Annotated in this window: 13 protein-coding genes; 9 read left to right on the forward strand and 4 right to left on the reverse strand. The window is 64.1% G+C overall.

Annotation, left to right across the window (positions count from 1 at the left end):
- Position 1: 1 nt before the first annotated feature.
- The 9 genes from rsmB to BJN45_RS00490 all read left to right on the forward strand — a co-directional run bounded on the left by rsmB (position 2) and on the right by BJN45_RS00490 (position 12,611).
- On the forward strand, positions 2–1,261 hold the full coding sequence (rsmB, locus tag BJN45_RS00450; RefSeq protein ID WP_076091012.1) for a 16S rRNA (cytosine(967)-C(5))-methyltransferase RsmB: 1,260 nt from the start codon (positions 2–4) through the stop codon (positions 1,259–1,261).
- Positions 1,224–1,844 (forward strand): DUF4390 domain-containing protein, encoded by a 621-nt coding sequence (locus BJN45_RS00455; protein ID WP_088179024.1) that lies wholly within the window; start codon positions 1,224–1,226, stop codon positions 1,842–1,844. The genes rsmB and BJN45_RS00455 overlap by 38 nt, the downstream gene beginning before the upstream one ends.
- The gene (locus BJN45_RS00460; protein ID WP_076091014.1) at positions 1,841–3,997 is read left to right on the forward strand and encodes a sensor histidine kinase; all 2,157 of its coding nucleotides are present in this window, start codon (positions 1,841–1,843) and stop codon (positions 3,995–3,997) included. Before BJN45_RS00455 ends, BJN45_RS00460 begins: the two co-directional genes overlap by 4 nt.
- Positions 3,975–5,240 carry a sigma-54-dependent transcriptional regulator gene (locus BJN45_RS00465; protein ID WP_076091016.1) on the forward strand — a complete coding sequence of 422 codons (1,266 nt, stop codon included), beginning with the start codon at positions 3,975–3,977 and terminating at the stop codon, positions 5,238–5,240. The genes BJN45_RS00460 and BJN45_RS00465 overlap by 23 nt, the downstream gene beginning before the upstream one ends.
- Positions 5,241–5,260: 20 nt before the next feature.
- Positions 5,261–6,694, forward strand: coding sequence for a Trk system potassium transporter TrkA (gene trkA, locus BJN45_RS00470; RefSeq protein WP_076091018.1), 1,434 nt, complete (start codon positions 5,261–5,263; stop codon positions 6,692–6,694).
- A gap of 10 nt (positions 6,695–6,704) precedes the next feature.
- Entirely contained in the window at positions 6,705–8,159 is a 1,455-nt protein-coding gene (locus BJN45_RS00475) for a TrkH family potassium uptake protein (RefSeq protein WP_076091020.1), read from the forward strand.
- A gap of 56 nt (positions 8,160–8,215) precedes the next feature.
- Complete coding sequence (hemE, locus tag BJN45_RS00480) at positions 8,216–9,283, forward strand: uroporphyrinogen decarboxylase (RefSeq protein ID WP_076091022.1); 1,068 nt, start codon at positions 8,216–8,218, stop codon at positions 9,281–9,283.
- A 301-nt stretch (positions 9,284–9,584) separates the two neighbouring features.
- Positions 9,585–11,567, forward strand: a complete 1,983-nt coding sequence (locus BJN45_RS00485; protein ID WP_076091024.1) for a primosomal protein N' — start codon at positions 9,585–9,587, stop codon at positions 11,565–11,567.
- Positions 11,568–11,618: 51 nt separating this feature from the next.
- Positions 11,619–12,611 carry a hypothetical protein gene (locus BJN45_RS00490; protein ID WP_076091026.1) on the forward strand — a complete coding sequence of 331 codons (993 nt, stop codon included), beginning with the start codon at positions 11,619–11,621 and terminating at the stop codon, positions 12,609–12,611.
- On the opposite strand, the gene BJN45_RS00495 is transcribed toward BJN45_RS00490, so the two are convergent.
- The 4 genes from BJN45_RS00495 to BJN45_RS00510 are packed head-to-tail and all read right to left on the reverse strand — an operon-like array spanning position 12,555 to position 16,032.
- A complete protein-coding gene (locus BJN45_RS00495) occupies positions 12,555–13,772 on the reverse strand; it encodes an MFS transporter (RefSeq protein WP_076091028.1) in 1,218 nt (405 codons plus the stop codon). The genes BJN45_RS00490 and BJN45_RS00495 overlap by 57 nt on opposite strands.
- The gene (locus BJN45_RS00500; RefSeq protein ID WP_076091030.1) at positions 13,769–14,470 is read right to left on the reverse strand and encodes an MOSC domain-containing protein; all 702 of its coding nucleotides are present in this window, start codon (positions 14,468–14,470) and stop codon (positions 13,769–13,771) included. The genes BJN45_RS00495 and BJN45_RS00500 overlap by 4 nt, the downstream gene beginning before the upstream one ends.
- A gap of 18 nt (positions 14,471–14,488) precedes the next feature.
- Positions 14,489–15,382: an ROK family protein gene (locus BJN45_RS00505; protein ID WP_076091032.1), complete on the reverse strand. Its 894-nt coding sequence runs from the start codon at positions 15,380–15,382 to the stop codon at positions 14,489–14,491.
- Entirely contained in the window at positions 15,382–16,032 is a 651-nt protein-coding gene (locus tag BJN45_RS00510; protein ID WP_076091034.1) for a hypothetical protein, read from the reverse strand. The genes BJN45_RS00505 and BJN45_RS00510 overlap by 1 nt, the downstream gene beginning before the upstream one ends.
- Positions 16,033–16,302: the final 270 nt, after the last annotated feature.

The following is a 16,302-nucleotide window of genomic DNA, read 5'->3' on the forward strand; positions in this document are numbered from 1 at the left end:
TATGTCCCGTTTGCCTTTCAATTCCCTTGCCTACGCGCTGCTCCAGGCAGCGCGCATCGACGCCGCCGTGTTTGCTGGCCAGAGCCTTGCCGACAACCTGCTTGGCCGGGTCGATGTCGTTGCCCGGCCGGCTGTCCAAGACCTTGTTTATGGCAGCCTGCGCGCCTTTGGCCGCGGCGATTTCTTTCTTTTCCGACTGCTCGAACGGCCGCTGCCGATGGATGAAATCCGGGCCTTGCTGCTGGTCGCCATCTACCGCCTGGAAACCCGGCCGGAGGCGACACATACGGTCGTCGATCAGGCGGTTTCGGCCGCCGCCGAGATTGCCCATGGCAAGTTCCGTGGTCTGGTGAATGGCGTGCTGCGCAGCTTTTTGCGCCAGCAGGAGGTGTTGACCGCAGCACTTGCCAACGATCCGGTCGCCGTCGCCCAGCACCCGGACTGGTGGCTGGCGCAGTTGCAGAAGGCCTGGCCGGATGACTGGCAGCAGATCGTCGCCGCCGGCAACCAGCCGCCGCCGATGGCTTTGCGCGTCAATCGCCGGCGCGTCGGGCGTGACGATTATCTGGCCCGGCTGGCGGCAGTCGATATCGCCGCCCGCCCGGTCGGCGAGGATGGATTGGTGCTGGAACGACCGCAACCGGTGGATCGCCTGCCCGGATTTTTCGATGGTCTGGTATCGGTGCAGGACCCGGGCGCCCAGCGCGCTGCGGAAATTCTCGCGCCGGCAGCCGGCAGCCGGGTGCTCGACGCCTGTGCGGCTCCGGGCGGCAAGACCGCCCACCTGCTGGAACGTGCCGATCTCGATCTGCTCGCCCTCGATCTCAAGCCGGCGCGCTGCCGGCGGGTGGAAGAGGGACTCGGGCGCCTGCACCTGTCGGCAACGGTGCGCGCTGCCGATTGCGTGAAACTCGACAGCTGGTGGGACGGCGCGCCTTTCGCCGCGGTTCTCGCCGATGTGCCCTGTACCGCCAGCGGCGTCGTCCGCCGCAACCCGGACGCCAAATGGCTGCGGCGCGAGGCCGACATCGCCAGTTTTGCCCAGACCCAGGCGCGTATTCTCGAAGCCTTGTGGCACGTGCTTGAACCCGGCGGTAAACTGCTTTACGCGACCTGTTCGGTTTTCCCCGCGGAAAACACCGGCCAGATTCGGCGTTTCCTGGCCCGCCATGATGCGGCCAGGGTTTGTCATGAGGAACAGCTTCTTCCCGATGCGGAGCGCGATGGCTTTTTCTACTGCCTGCTCGAAAAGCGTGCTTGAACGCCTGCGCAGCTGCTTGCTGCTGCTGGTTTTCCTGCCGGCGCTGGCGTGGACCGCAGAAATCGAAGTCCGCGAGCCGCAGATCACGCTGTCGGAGGATGGTTATGCGCTGGCTGCCGATTTTCGCTTCGATCTGAATTCGCGCCTTGAAGAAGCCGTCAACCGCGGCGTTGTCCTGTATTTCGTTGCCGATTTCGAGCTGACCCGCGAGCGCTGGTACTGGCTCGATGAAAAGCTGGTCAGCCGCAGCCTGACCTATCGTCTTTCCTACCACGCGCTGACCCGCCAGTACCGTCTGAGCACGGGCGGGCTGCACCAGAGCTTCGAAACGCTGAACGAGGCCTTGCGCGTGTTGCGTCGCCTGCGTAACTGGCAGGTGATCGACAAGGACGAAAAGATTGTCGTGCCAGGCGGCACCTATCAGGCTGCCGTGCGCCTGCGCCTCGATTTCAACCAGTTGCCGCGGCCCTTCCAGATCAGCGCGCTGGGCAACAAGGACTGGAGCCTGGCTTCCGACTGGAAAACCTGGCTGGCGACCCTGCCCCTGCCGCAACCGCTACCCCAGCCGCCGGAGGACAAGTGAAGCGTTTCGTCGCTGCCGCCGGTGCGCTGGCTGTCGCCGTCGGCGGCATCCTCTGGTTCCTGCTGCTGATGGCGACGGCTGCCGATACCGTCGTCTTCTCGCGCAACTATCCCTTGCTGATCGGCCTCAACATCGTGCTCGCACTGGGCATGGTGACGCTGGTTGGCTGGCAGTTGCGGTCGCTGTGGCGCGACTACCGGGCACAGGTTTTCGGTGCCCGCCTGAAGTTGCGCCTGATGCTGATGTTCGGCGTCATTGCCGTGTTGCCCGGGGCGCTGGTCTATGGCGTGTCGGTGCAGTTCGTCACCCGTTCGATCGAAAGCTGGTTCGACGTGCGTGTCGAAAAAGCGCTGGAATCGGGGCTGCATCTGGGCCGTTCGGCGCTCGATTCGCTGCTCGCCGACCTGACGTTGAAGGGGCGCGACATGGCCGATGAACTGTCCGTCGTGCCCGAGCAGTCGCGTCGTTCAGTCCTGTTCCGCTTGCGCGAGGACAAGGGAATGCAGACGGCCGCGCTGTTTTCGGTCGGCGGCCAGTTGCTGGCCAGTGCCACCGGCGATCTCGGCATCCAGTTGCCGGAACTGCCGAGCCAGGCCCAGCTGAAACAGGCGCGCAACTCGCAGGGGCTGAGTGGCGTCGAGGGCGAAGGCGAAGCGCTGTTCCTGCGCGTGCTGATGCCGGTGACGCCGCGCGAAATGTTCGAGGAACCGCGCATCCTGCAACTGACCCAGGTCGTACCGGCGTCGCTGGCGCTGGATGCCGAGGCCGTCCAGGCCGTGTATCGCGACTACCAGGAACTGCAGCTGGCGCGGCAGGGACTGACCCGGATCTACGCGCTGACGCTGACGCTGACCGTGCTGGTTGCCCTGTTCAGTGCCTTTGCGCTGGCTTACTGGATGGCCCGCCGGCTGGTGGCGCCGCTGTACATTCTCGCCGAAGGCACGCAGGCGGTCGCCCAGGGCGACTTCTCGCAACGCCAGGCGGTCTATAGCGGCGACGAACTGGGCGTGCTGACCCAGTCGTTCAACCGGATGACCCGCCAGCTCGACGATGCCCGCCGCGAAACCGACCGCCACCGCAGCGAGCTGGAATCGGCGCGTGCCTACCTGGAATCGATCCTTGCCAACCTGTCGGCCGGGGTTCTGGTTTTCGACCGGAACTTCCTGTTGCGTACGGTCAACGAGGGTGCATTGACGATTCTCGAGGATGATTTCGCCGGGATGATCGGCATTGCGCCGGAAAACTGGCCGCGTCACCAGATGCTGGGCGAGTTCGTCCGGCACAATTTTGCTGCCACCGAGGAGCCGGAGTGGCAGGCCCAGCTGGAACTGGAGCGTCCGAACGGCATGCCGCAGGTGCTGCTGCTGCGCGCCTCGCGCCTGCCCGAGACCAGCGGCGGTGGCGACGTCGTGGTCTTTGACGATGTCACCCGGCTGATCGCTGCCCAGCGCAGTGCTGCCTGGGGCGAGGTGGCACGACGGCTGGCGCACGAGATCAAGAATCCGCTGACACCCATCCAGCTGTCGGCGGAACGCCTGCAGCACAAGCTGGCGAGCAAGCTGGCCAACGGCGATGCCGACATGCTGGCGCGCGGTACGCAGACGATCATCAATCAGGTCCAGGCGATGAAGCGGATGGTCGACGATTTCCGCGATTACGCCCGGATGCCGGCGCCGGAAGTGGCGCCGCTCGATCTCAACGCGCTGCTCGGTGAAGTGCTCGGGCTGTACGAAAGCTCGTCGGTGCGTTTCGATGTCAGCCTGGGCGAGGAACTGCCGCCGGTGCTCGGTGACCAGACGCAGTTGCGCCAGATCATCCACAACCTGCTGCGCAATGCCGAAGATGCCCTGGAAGGCAATGCGGACGGCTTGGTCGTGATCGCTACCGAACTCGCCGGACGCTGCGCCCGGCTGCGCATCACCGACAACGGACCGGGTTTTCCGGTCGAACTGCTGCCACGGATATTTGAACCATATGTCACGACCAAGGCCCGGGGGACAGGGCTGGGATTGCCCATCGTCAAGAAGATCGTCGATGAGCATCAGGGTAGTATAGAAATCAGCAATGCACCGAACGGCGGGGCGCGGATCGACATCCGTCTGCCGCTGGTTCGGGACAAGGAGGCCAAGCATGGCAATCATTCTGGTCGTTGATGACGAAGTCGGCATCCGCGAACTGCTTTCCGAGATCCTCATCGACGAGGGCTACGACGTACGCCTCGCCGAAAATGCGGGTGCCGCCCGCCGGGTACGCAACGATCTGCGCCCGGATCTGGTCCTGCTCGACATCTGGATGCCCGACACCGATGGCATCTCGCTGCTCAAGGAGTGGCATGCCGGCGGTCATCTGAACATGCCGGTGGTGATGATGTCCGGTCACGGCACCATCGATACCGCCGTCGAGGCAACGCGTTTCGGCGCCTTCGATTTCCTGGAAAAGCCGATCGCCCTGCAGAAGCTGCTGGGCACGGTGCAGAAGGCGCTCAAGCACGATGCCCCGCCGCCACGTCCGCCGCTGACGCTGGAAGCCTTCTCGCGCCTGTCCTTCGTCAAGGAATTCCGGCGCCGGCTGGAGCAGGCGGCGGCCAAGGCTTCGGTCGTCCTGATCAAGGGCGCGACCGCCGGCATGGCGGAAATTGCCGCGCGTACGCTGCTGGCGCCGCGAGCGCCATGGCTCGACCTGTCGGCGACGAGCAGTGCCCTCAGTCAGGAGGCGCTGGAAAAGACCAGCGGTGGCATCCTGTTTGTTCCCGATCTCGCCGCATTGGGCAAGATGCAGCAGATGAACCTGGCTTTTGCGGTCGACCGGGCGGAAAAGCTGAATTTGCAACTGGTGGTCGCCTGCGCCACGCCGCTGTCGGTGCTCGCCGAAAACGGCTGGGATGCCAAGCTGCTCGCCCGTCTCGGCGAAATCTGGGTGGCCCTGCCAGCATTGGCCGGGCATGCCGACGATCTGCCGGAAATTGCCAGCCTGTTGCTGAGCAACTTTGTCGAGCGTGGCGAGGTACCGGTACGGCGTTTTTCCACGGCAGCGCTCAATGCCTTGCGTACGCTGCCCTGGAAAAAGCACGCCGAAGCCAGCTGGAACGTGCTTTACGGACTGGTGCGCAATCTCGCGCTGACGTCGCTTGACGAGGAAATCGACGGCGACGACGTGACCCGCGTGATGCCGCCGGAGGCCGAGCCGGAAGCGCCGGCCCAGTCCTTCCTGCCGCTGTTCGAACAACCCTTGCGCGATGCCCGCGATGCCTTCGAGAAACTGTATTTCGAGCACCATCTGCGTCAGGAGGGGGGCAACATGACGCGACTGGCCGAGCGTTCGGGGCTGGAGCGCACGCACCTGTACCGCAAGCTGAAGCAACTCGACATCCGTCTCGGCAAACGCAGCGAAGAATAATCCGGGGCGCAGGGGGAAGCATGAAAATCATCATTCTGGGTGCCGGCCAGGTCGGGGCCAGCGTTGCCGAGGGCCTGGTGTCGGAGGAGAACGACATCACCATCGTCGACCAGGACCCGGTCAGGCTGGGCCTGCTGCAGGACCGGCTCGACCTGCGCACGGTGGTTGGCGATGCGGCGACGCCGTCGGTCCTGCGCAGCGCCGGCGCCGAAGATGCCGACATGGTCATCGCGGTGACCCAGAGCGATCAGGCCAACCTGGTGGCCTGCAAGCTGGCGCAATCCGTATTCAACATCCCGACCCGCATCGCCCGCCTGCGTTCGCGTGATTTCCTCGAAGACGAGGTGCTGTTGTCCACCGACAACTTTGCCGTCGATTTCGCGCTGTGTCCGGAGCAGGTGATCACCGACTACATCCGGCGCCTGATCGAGTTTCCGCGGGCGCTGCAGGTCCTCAATTTTGCCCGTGGCCGCGTCTGTCTGGTGGCTGTGCGCGCCTACGAGGGCGGCATGCTGGTCGGCAAACAGATCAAGGCCATGCGCGATCTGCTGCCGCCCGAGATCGACGCCCGCATCGCCGCCATCTTCCGCGACAACCAGCCGGTCTTCCCGGAAGGCGATACCGTGGTCAAGGCCGGCGACGAGGTTTTCCTGCTGGCGGCGGCCGAGAACATCCATCCGGTGCTGAACCAGTTGCGCCGGATGATGAGCCGGGTCGAACGCATCATGATCGCCGGCGGCGGCAATATCGGCCTGCGTCTGGCGAAGACGCTGGAGAGCCGCTACGAGGTGAAGCTGATCGAAGGCCGCCGGCCGCGTGCCGAACTGCTGGCCAACGAGCTGAACGACACGCTGGTCCTCTACGGCGATGCCACCGACGAGGATTTGCTGGAGCAGGAAAACATCGCCGAGATGGACTTGTTCCTGGCAATGACCAACGACGACGAAGACAACATCATGGCCGGCAGCCTGGCCAAGCGGCTTGGCTGCAAGCGCGTCGTCGCGCTGATCAATCGTCGGGCCTATGCCGAGATGATCGAGGGCGGGCCGATCGACATCGGCATCTCGCCGGCCCAGGTCTCGATCGGCACGCTGCTCGCCTATGTCCGCCAGGGCGATGTCGCCGAGGTGCATTCGCTGCGCCGTGGCGCCGCCGAAGCGCTGGAAATCGTCGCCCATGGCGACCGCAACACATCCAAGGTCGTCGGCCGGCGGATCGACGAGGTGGAATGGCCCAAGGGCGTCACCGTCGGCGCACTGGTGCGCAATTTCGACGAGCCCATCGTCGTCGGCCAGACCGACGACTGGACGGCGATCACCCGTTACGGCGAAGTCCTGATCGCCCACCACGATACGGTGATCGAGCCGGGCGACCATGTAATCATCTTCTGCACACGCAAGAAGCTGGTGAAGAAGGTCGAAAAGCTCTTCCAGGTCGGTTTCCATTTCCTGTGAGCGACCGGACATGACACGTTTCGCCCCGGTCTATCGCGCCCTCGGCATGATCCTGATGCTGTTCGGTCTGGCCATGCTGGCGCCGCTGCTGCTTTCGCACCTGACCAACGATGGTGCCCAGACGGCGTACAACGAGGTTTTCCTGCTGACCGTGCTGTGCGGTACCTTTCTCTGGTACCGCTACCGGAACACCCAGCGCGATCTCAACGTGCGCGACGGCTTCCTGCTGGTCGTGCTGGTGTGGACGGTGTTGCCGGCGTTCTCGGCCCTGCCGTTCATGATCCATCTCGGCATGTCGCACACCGACGCCTATTTCGAGGCGACATCGGCGTTGACCGCAACAGGCGCCACGCTGATGTCAGGACTGGACAGTCTGCCGCAATCGATCAATCTGTGGCGGCACCTGATGCAGTGGCTGGGCGGCATGGGGCTGATCGTGCTGGTCGTCGCCATCCTGCCGATGCTCGGCATCGGTGGCCGGCAGATGCTGGCCGCCGAGATTCCCGGTCCGATGAAGGACAACCGGATGACGCCGCGGGTGACCGAGACGGCCAAGGGCCTGTGGCTGATCTATGTCGTCATCACCATTGCCTGCGCACTGGCCTATCGCTGGGCCGGCATGAGCTGGTTCGATGCCGTCTGCCACAGCTTTTCGACGGTATCGCTGGGCGGCTTCTCGACCCACGACGCCAGCCTGGGGTATTTCAACTCGCCGGCGATCGAATGGATCTGCGTTGCCTTCATGCTCTTTTCCGGGATCAACTACGCCACCCACTTCCTGGCCTTGAGCGGCCGCTCGATCTTTCTCTACGGCCGTGACCCGGAAGCCGGCTGGTTTGTCGGCGTGCTGCTGGTCAGCGTCTTCGTGCTGGCCAATTACATGTGGAAGGAGGGTACCTTCCACGACATGGACAGCGCCTTCCGTTACGCGCTGTTCAACGTCATCTCGGTGGCGACGACGACCGGATATTCGACCACCGACTACGGCCAGTGGCCGATGTTCGTCGGCCTGTGGATGCTCTTCCTGTGCAGCTTCTCGACCAGTGCCGGATCGACCGGCGGTGGCATCAAGATGATGCGGGCGCTGTTGCTGTACAAGCAGGTTTACCGCGAGCTGGTGCGTGCGATGCACCCGGCGGCGGTGTACAACGTGCGTCTGGGTGGCGCGACGGCGCCGCAATCGGTGCTGTTCGCGGTGCTCGCCTTCGCTTTCGTCTACATGGTCAGCATCGTCACGATGACGCTGTTGCTCGCTTTCACCGGGCTCGACATCGTCACCGCCTTCAGTGCCGTTGTCGCCAGCGTCAACAACACCGGCCCCGGCCTGGGGCTGGTCGGGCCGGCGACGACCTATGCCGTGCTCGAGGATTTCCAGACCTGGATCTGCACTTTTGCGATGCTGCTCGGCCGGCTGGAAATCTTCACGTTGCTCGTCGTACTGACGCCAGCCTTCTGGCGGAAGTGACCGCGGGCCCGGAAAGGCGGATAATCCCGCTTTTCCGATTTCTGGCGGAGTAGACCGTGAGCCGACCCAAGAACGATACCTTCCTGCGTGCACTGCTGAAGGAACCGACCGAATACACCCCGCTCTGGCTGATGCGCCAGGCTGGCCGCTACCTGCCCGAGTACTGCGAGACGCGCAAGCGTGCCGGCAACTTCCTGAACCTGTGCAAGTCGCCGGCGATGGCCTGCGAAGTGACGCTGCAGCCGCTGGCCCGCTACGATCTCGACGCCGCGATCCTGTTTTCCGACATCCTGACCGTGCCGGATGCAATGGGTCTCGGCCTGTACTTCGCCGAAGGCGAAGGCCCGAAATTCGAACGGCCGTTGCGCGAGGAATGGGCGATCAACAACCTGACCGCGCCGGACCCCTACGAGCACCTCGGCTACGTCATGGACGCCGTGTCGGAAATCCGTCGCGCGCTCGACAATTCGGTACCGCTGATCGGCTTCTCCGGCAGCCCGTACACGCTTGCCTGCTACATGGTCGAAGGCCAGGGCTCGTCCGACTTCCGCCATATCAAGGGTATGATGTACAGCCGTCCGGACCTGCTGCACAAGATCCTGTCGGTGACTGCCGATTCGGTGACCAGCTACCTGAACGCCCAGATCGACTCCGGCGCCCAGGCGGTGATGATTTTCGACACCTGGGGTGGCTCGCTGTCGGCCGCGGCTTACCAGGAATTCTCGCTGGCCTACATGCAGCGTATCGTCGCCGGCCTGAAGAAGGACAAGGACGGCCAGCGCATTCCGTGCATCGTGTTCACCAAGAATGGTGGCCTGTGGCTGGAGAAGATCGCCGACATCGGTTGCGATGCGGTTGGCCTCGACTGGACCATCGACATCGGCGAAGCCCGTCGACGCGTTGGCGACAAGGTGGCACTGCAGGGCAACATCGATCCGAACGTGCTGTTCGGCACGCCGGAAATCATTGCCGCGGAAACGAAGAAGGTGCTCGACAGCTTCGGTCCGGGCAATACCGGCCATGTCTTCAATCTGGGCCACGGCATTTCCCAGTACACGCCGCCGGAAAACGTCACGGCGCTGGTCGAAACGGTGCATGCGCACAGCCGTCTGCTACGTAAGTAAGGACTCAGCAACCGGGGAATGGAAGCGACTTATGCACAGAATTCCATTCCCCGCAGGAAAAAAATCCTGAAACCGGCTTGACACAGTGTGCATTATTCAAGTTGTTGATTTAAAAAGAATTAATGTTTTGCCCAATATTTCGGCAAGATAACAAAACCCTTACAAAACGCCGACTTAGCATTTCTTTACCTCGGCAATCCACAAAGTTATCCACAGCTTTTGTGGACAAGTGAAAACTGTGGCCCGATGCTGTTTTTCCGGGCCGGCAGCGGGATAAAAGCCCCGACTTTCCGGATCATTCATGCCCGTCCTGCGCGTCGCCCTCGATCTGCCCCTGCATCGCCTGTTCGAATATCGGGCTGAAGCGGCGTCGACCGCAGATGTCGGCTTGCGCGTGCGCGTGCCGTTCGGGCGTGGTGAGCGCATCGGCGTCATTGTCGCGGTCGTCGACCAGGGCGACTGGCCGGATGCCCAACTGAAACCGGCTGGGGAAATCCTGCGCGACCATGCGCCCCTGCCGGACGACTTCTTCGCGCTGTGCGAATTCGCCAGCAACTACTATCAGGCGCCTTTTGGCGAAGTCGTGCTGCAGGCCCTGCCGGCCGGCATGAAACGCGTCGATCCGCCGACGCGGCGGGCGGGCAGGGCGGTCAAGGTCCGCCCCGCGGGTGTGTTGCCCGAGCTGACAGCGGAGCAGACTGTGGCCATCGACAGTGTTGCGGTCGACGGTGGTTTTTCGGCGCAATTGCTGTTCGGTGTCACCGGCAGTGGCAAGACCGAGGTCTATCTGCGGCTGGTCGAGCGGACGCTGGCGCTGGGCGGCCAGGTGCTGTTGCTGGTGCCGGAAATCAATCTGACGCCGCAACTGGAAGAGCGCGTGCGCAGCCGTTTTCCCGAACGCACCGTCGTTTCGCTGCACAGCGAATTGGCCGAAGCGGCGCGCGAGCGCAACTGGCGCAGCGCCTTTGCCGGCGAGGCCGAGATCATTCTCGGCACCCGCCTGTCGATCTTCACGCCCTTGCCGCGTCTCGGCCTGATCATCGTCGACGAGGAACACGATGCCTCGTTCAAGCAGCAGGACGGCATGCGCTACTCGGCACGCGACGTTGCCGTGGTGCGCGCCCGTCAGCTATCGATCCCGATCCTGCTCGGTTCGGCGACGCCATCGCTGGAAAGCTGGGCCAATGCCCAGGGCGGGCGCTACGGGCTGCAGACGCTGAAGGAACGCGCCAATCCGGAAGCGCAACTGCCGACCGTGCACATCATCGATACTCGCCGCGCAACCCTGCGCGAGGGCGTCAGTCCGCCGCTGGTGGCGGCGATCCGGGAGCGCCTGGCGCGCGAGGAACAGAGCCTGGTCTTCCTCAACCGTCGTGGCTACGCGCCGGTGCTGGCCTGTCCGGCCTGCGGCTGGGTCTCGCAGTGCCAGCGTTGCGCCGCCAACCTGGTGCTGCATCTGGCCGACCGGCGGTTGCGCTGTCACCACTGCGGTTTCGAGAACGGCATCCCGAAAGCCTGCCCGACCTGCGGCAACCAGGACATCCATCCCTACGGCCGGGGCACGCAACGTGTCGAGGAATGGTTGCAGGCGGAATTCCCCGAGGCCCGCATCCTGCGCGTCGACCGCGATTCGGTGAAGAGCCGCAAGCAGTGGGAAAGCATGCTCGAACGCATCCACGGCGGCGAGGCCGATATCCTCGTCGGTACCCAGATGCTGGCCAAGGGCCACGATTTTCCCAAGCTGACACTGGTCGGCGTGCTCGGCGCCGACGCCGCGCTCTATGCCGCCGACTGGCGTGCCCCGGAGCGCTTGTTCGCGCAGTTGATGCAGGTCGCCGGTCGCGCCGGTCGGGCCGAACTGAAGGGCGAGGTGCTGGTGCAGACGCAGTATCCCGACCATCCGCTGTTCGCCGCGCTGGCCAGCCACGACTACACCGGTTTCGCCGCCGCCCAGTTGAAGGAGCGTGAGCAGGCCGGTTTCCCGCCGTATGCCTTTCAGGCGATCTTGCGCGCCGAGGCGCCGGCGATGGCCGAAGCCGTCGCCTTCCTCGATCAGGCGCTGGCCTTGCCGGCCGTGAAGGAACACGAGCAGGTCATGCTCTACGATCCGGTGCCGATGAAAATGGCCCGCCTGGCCAACCTCGAACGTGCCCAACTGCTCGCCGAATCCTATTCACGACCGGCCTTGCAGGCCTTCCTGCCGCGCTGGCGGGAAGCCATCGCCGGCCTCAAGGCTTCGTCTAAGCTGCGCTGGCACATCGAGGTCGATCCGCTCGAGTTGTGACAGGCATGCCCCTTGCAGAGTAGTGATCCCAATCACTGCGAGGAGGGCATCATGAGAATTCAGGAATCGACCGTCAATCTGTCGGCAACGCACGAAGCCAGTAGCAGCCGGAGTATGGTCGTCGAGTCGGAAACCAGCTTCAAGGGGCTTTTCGAGACGCTGGCGGCATCCGGTAACGACAAGGAAGCGGCCTTGCGCGAACGGGTCCAGAAAATGCTCGATTCGCTGGTCGAGGCAATCATGGCGGCAATCGACGGCCGGCAATGCCGGAAGGAAATTGCCGCTTGCGATGCGCTCGAGCCCTTGCCCGAGGACAGCCCGGAGGCCGGCAATACCCGGCAGATGTCCTGGCGGCGCCAGATTACCGAGACGATCAGCGAATCCGAGGCGACCAGCGTTTGCGGCAAGGGTCAGGTCAAGACCTGCGATGGCCGGGAAATTGCCTTCGATTTCAAGGTGGCGATGCAGCGCGACTACCACCGCGAGCGCAGCAGCGAGGAGAGCGGCACGGTCGAATTGCGCGATCCGCTGGTCCTGAGTTTTGACGGAAAATACTGCGAACTGACCGAGCAGCGCTTTTCCTTCGACATCGACGCCGATGGCGCGGCCGAATGGCTGCCGGGGCTGGCCGACGGCAGCTGTTTCCTGGTCTTCGACCGCAACGCCAATGGCCGGGCCGATGATGGCAGCGAGTTGTTCGGTACCCGCAGCGGCAACGGTTTTGCCGATCTGGCGCAGCTCGACGACGATGGCAACGGCTGGATTGACGAGGCGGATGCCGCATTTTCCAGCCTGGCGCTATGGTCGGGCGACAGTTACCGCGCCTTGCTCGACGCCGGGGTCGGTGCCTTGTATACCGGTGCGGTCGACGCGCCGTTTTCATTGAAAAATGCCGACAACGAACTGCTGGGACAGATTCGTGCGGCCGGCGTTTACCTGATGGAAAGCGGTCAGGCCGGTTTCATGCAGCAGGTTGACCTGGCCAGTTCAGCGCTGCCGTCCGGACAGCAGGAACCAGATCAGGGACAACAATTGGCTGCCTAGCAAGCCGTAGAAGGCCGCCTGATAGGCGGTCGTCACACCCCAGCCGCCGGCCTGCAGGGCATCGACCAGTCCGCCGATGCCCCATTGCAGGCCGAAGGCACCGAGGAAGACCAGCAGGTTCAGGGCGGTATTGGCGCGGCCTGAAAGTTGTGCCGGAAAGGCCTGGGAAACCAGCGAATAGGCAATGTTGGACAGCGAGAAACAGGCGCCAAGCAGCGGCCACAGCCAGTCGCCGGCGGTCTGCGGATAGAGGCAGATCAGCGAGAAGGCGACAAAAGCGGAGAACATGGCCGTCCGGAACAGTTTTTCCAGCGAAACGCCGCGGTGCACCAGTGCCGTGGCGAAAAATCCCATGAACAGGAAGCCGCCGAGCATGGCCACGCCCATCCAGGTCAGGCGGGCGGCAACGGCGGCGCCGTCGAGGCTTTCCATGACGTTCATCCAGCGCGACGCCCACAGGCCCTGAACAGCCATGAAACCGCCGGTGAAGAAGAAGCCCATCGGGGCGAAGCGCCAGAAATGCCGGCTGGCGAAAATCTGCCGGACGCCCGCCAGTTGTTCGGCGAAGCCGGCGCCACCGGCGGCGCCTGGCTTGTCCGGGACGAAGCGCCAGAGCGCAGTGGCAACGAGCAGCGTGATCACGGCCAGACCAAGAACGATTTCGCGCCAGCCGGTAAAGCCCAGCGCGATTTCCAGTGGTTTGGCCGCTGCCAGCGCACCCAGTCCGCCGGACGCCATGATCCAGCCGGTCAGCGAGGCCTGCCGCTCCGGCGGAAACCATTGCGTGAAGGCCTTGAAAGCCGCCATCAGACAGGCTGACACGCCGAGTCCGATGAGCGCCCGGCCGAGGGTCAGTCCGGTCAGGCTGCTGGCCAGGGCGAAGATGGCGGCGCCGCTGGCGGCGATCACCAGCAGCCCGGCTTCGACGCGACGCGGCCCGAAGCGGTCGAGCAGCATGCCGAGCGGCAACTGGGCGGCACCAAAGGCGAGGAAATAGGTGCTGGTGAGCAGACCCAGCGCGTTGTCAGGCAGGGCCAGTTCGCCGGCGATGACCGGGCCGAGGACGGCATTCACCGTCCGGTACAGGTAGGAGAGGAAGTAACCCGCGGCAAAGGGCAGGAACAGGCGCAGCATCAGGCTGCGCGGATTGATGGTGCTCATGCCTGCTCCGGTTTCACGTGGAACGTTTTTGGCGCACTCGCCGGTGCATCGGGGTTGGCGCGCAGCCAGCCCAGGCGTTGCTCGATCTTTTCCCGCCAGTGTGTGGCGATGCCCGGCGTCGCGGCCAGGGCTTCCAGATCGGCGATGGCCGGTCGGTGGCTCTGCCAGAGTTGCATGGCCGCGGCCAGCGTCGATGCCGTGGCCGCCGTTTCGCAGATCAGCGCATCGCCGGGACGGACCGTGCCCGGGGTCAGGACGCGCCAGTACCAGCCGGTCAGTCGCTGTTCGGCGATAAAGGCGGCCATGCCGTCGGTGGCGAAGCGCTCGTCGATTTTCCAGCAGGGATTGCGCGGCTGGCAGACCTGTAGCCGCGCTTCGCCCAGACGCCAGATGTCGCCGAGACGCACGCTGGTTTCGTCGAGGTCCGGGGTGGACAGGTTTTCACCCAGGCTGCCGGGAATCAGCTGATCGGCGATTTCCGGGAAACGCCGGGCGAGGACTGCGTAGTGCCCGGCCGGGTAAAGATGGACGGCTTTTTCCGGGCCGCCATGGACGCGCCGGTCGGCCTGCTGGTCGCCGACGAAGCCTTCCCCGGTCAGTTCAAGCGGACCGCTGGCGGCTTGTTTATAGATGCCGGTTGGACGACCGGACTCGGGAAGCGGGCGGATGCCGCCGATGAATAGGGATATCTGGGCCATGGTCGGGCGATTTTGCCATCAATTCCACAGCCATGCAGCGCCGCGTACCCCCGAGGAATCCCCATGGACGGGCGGCAGGATTTTCGTGCAGAAATTGTCCGAAAAGACATGTGGACCGCAACATTCGGGCAATCGCTCGTACAGCCGCTGGATTTTCGACAGGCCGCCACCGAGGACGATGACGTCCGGGTCGAGAATGTTGATGATCCCGGCGAGGGCCCGCCCGAGCCGGCTTTCATAGCGCGCCAGCGTTGCCGCGCAGGCCGCGTCGCCGGTTTCGGCGCGGCTGGCGATGGCTTCTGCGCTCAGCGTCTGACCGCTGGTGCGCAAGTGGTCGGCGGCCATGCCGGGGCCGGAGAGCCAGGTTTCGATGCAACTGCTGCGACCGCAGTAGCAGGGCAGGGGGCGCAACGGATCGGTTTCGGTCGCGACCAGCGGGTTGTGACCCCATTCGCCGGCGATGGCGTTGGCGCCGGCCAATACCCGACCGTCAATGACGATGCCGCCGCCGACACCGGTGCCGAGGATGACGCCAAAGACGCAGCGGACGCCACGGGCGCTGCCGTCGACGGCCTCGGACAGGGTGAAGCAGTTGGCATCGTTGGCCAGGCGGACTTCCCGCTGCAGCAGGGTTTGCAGGTCGTGACGCAGTGGCTGGCCAATCAGACAGATTGAATTGGCGTTCTTGATCAGTCCGTCAGCCTGTGATTCGGCGCCCGGAATGCCGACGCCGACAGTGCCCCGGCTGCCGAGTTCGTTTTCCACGCCGACTACCAACCCGGCAATGGCCTGCAGCGTGCCGGTATAATCCCCCTGCGGGGTGGCCACGCGCCGCCGTAGCAGTTCGTTGCCATCGTCTGCCAGTGCGACGATCTCGATCTTGCTGCCGCCGAGATCGATGCCCAGGCGCATCAGACGCGGACGGCGACGCCCTTGACGTTGCCCCAGGTGGTGGTCATCGTGCGCAGCACGCTGGCGCCGGATTCGAGCAGCAACAGGAAGAGGTCGCGTTCGGAATACAGGCAGACTTCGCCCCGGATGTCGTACTTGCGCGCCATGGCTGGGGCGAGTTTGCAATAGCGCTCGTAGATCGACTGCTCGCGGCCGGGATAGCCTTCGCCCAGTTCGGAATGCAGGCCAAGGATGGAAATGAACAGCTTGCCGCCGATTTTCAGTTTCTTCATCAACTGGCGGATGAGCAGCTTGCCCTGCGCATAGGGCAGGCTGCACAGGCCGCGGCGCAGGACGATGATGTCGTAGGGGGCGCCGCTGTCGGTTTCCGGCGGGGCGGGAAGTTCGGTTGCGGTGAAATGGATGGTTTCGGCGTAACCTGCGGCGAGAATGCGGCCATCAATCTCGGCCTTGCGCTCGCCGCTGTCGGCGACGGTGACGTGGGCATCCAGCTGGGCGAAACGGGTCGCCAGCTTGCACTGGCCAGCGGGCAGGATCAGCACCGAGACACTATGGTCGATGCGCTGGCGCTTGACGCATTCTTCCAGCGCCAGTTGCTGGATGGCGTCGTTTTCCGTAGCCCACGGATTGGCAACCGCATTCTTGTTCATGGTGTCTCCCCCTTTTGGCCCATTGTGCATGAGCGATGATGCTCCTGACAACCTGCAGGCTTGACCACCGGGTAATCCCCCAGTAGCGCGGTAAACCGTACTTGACGGCTGGCGCAGGCTTCGGCGAAGCTCACCCTGCCGTCGAAAATCCGATGGCGGGACCGGTTCGGGTATCGGAATTCCGTTGCCCAGTGGCTGTTTCTGGATGGTCGAATGCTAAATAATCAATGACTTGCGATTTTCCGGGGACGGTGCTGCGGCTGGCATGTC

Origin of the sequence: Azonexus hydrophilus, from assembly GCF_001956855.1 — a bacterium.
GTDB lineage: Bacteria > Pseudomonadota > Gammaproteobacteria > Burkholderiales > Rhodocyclaceae > Azonexus > Azonexus hydrophilus_A.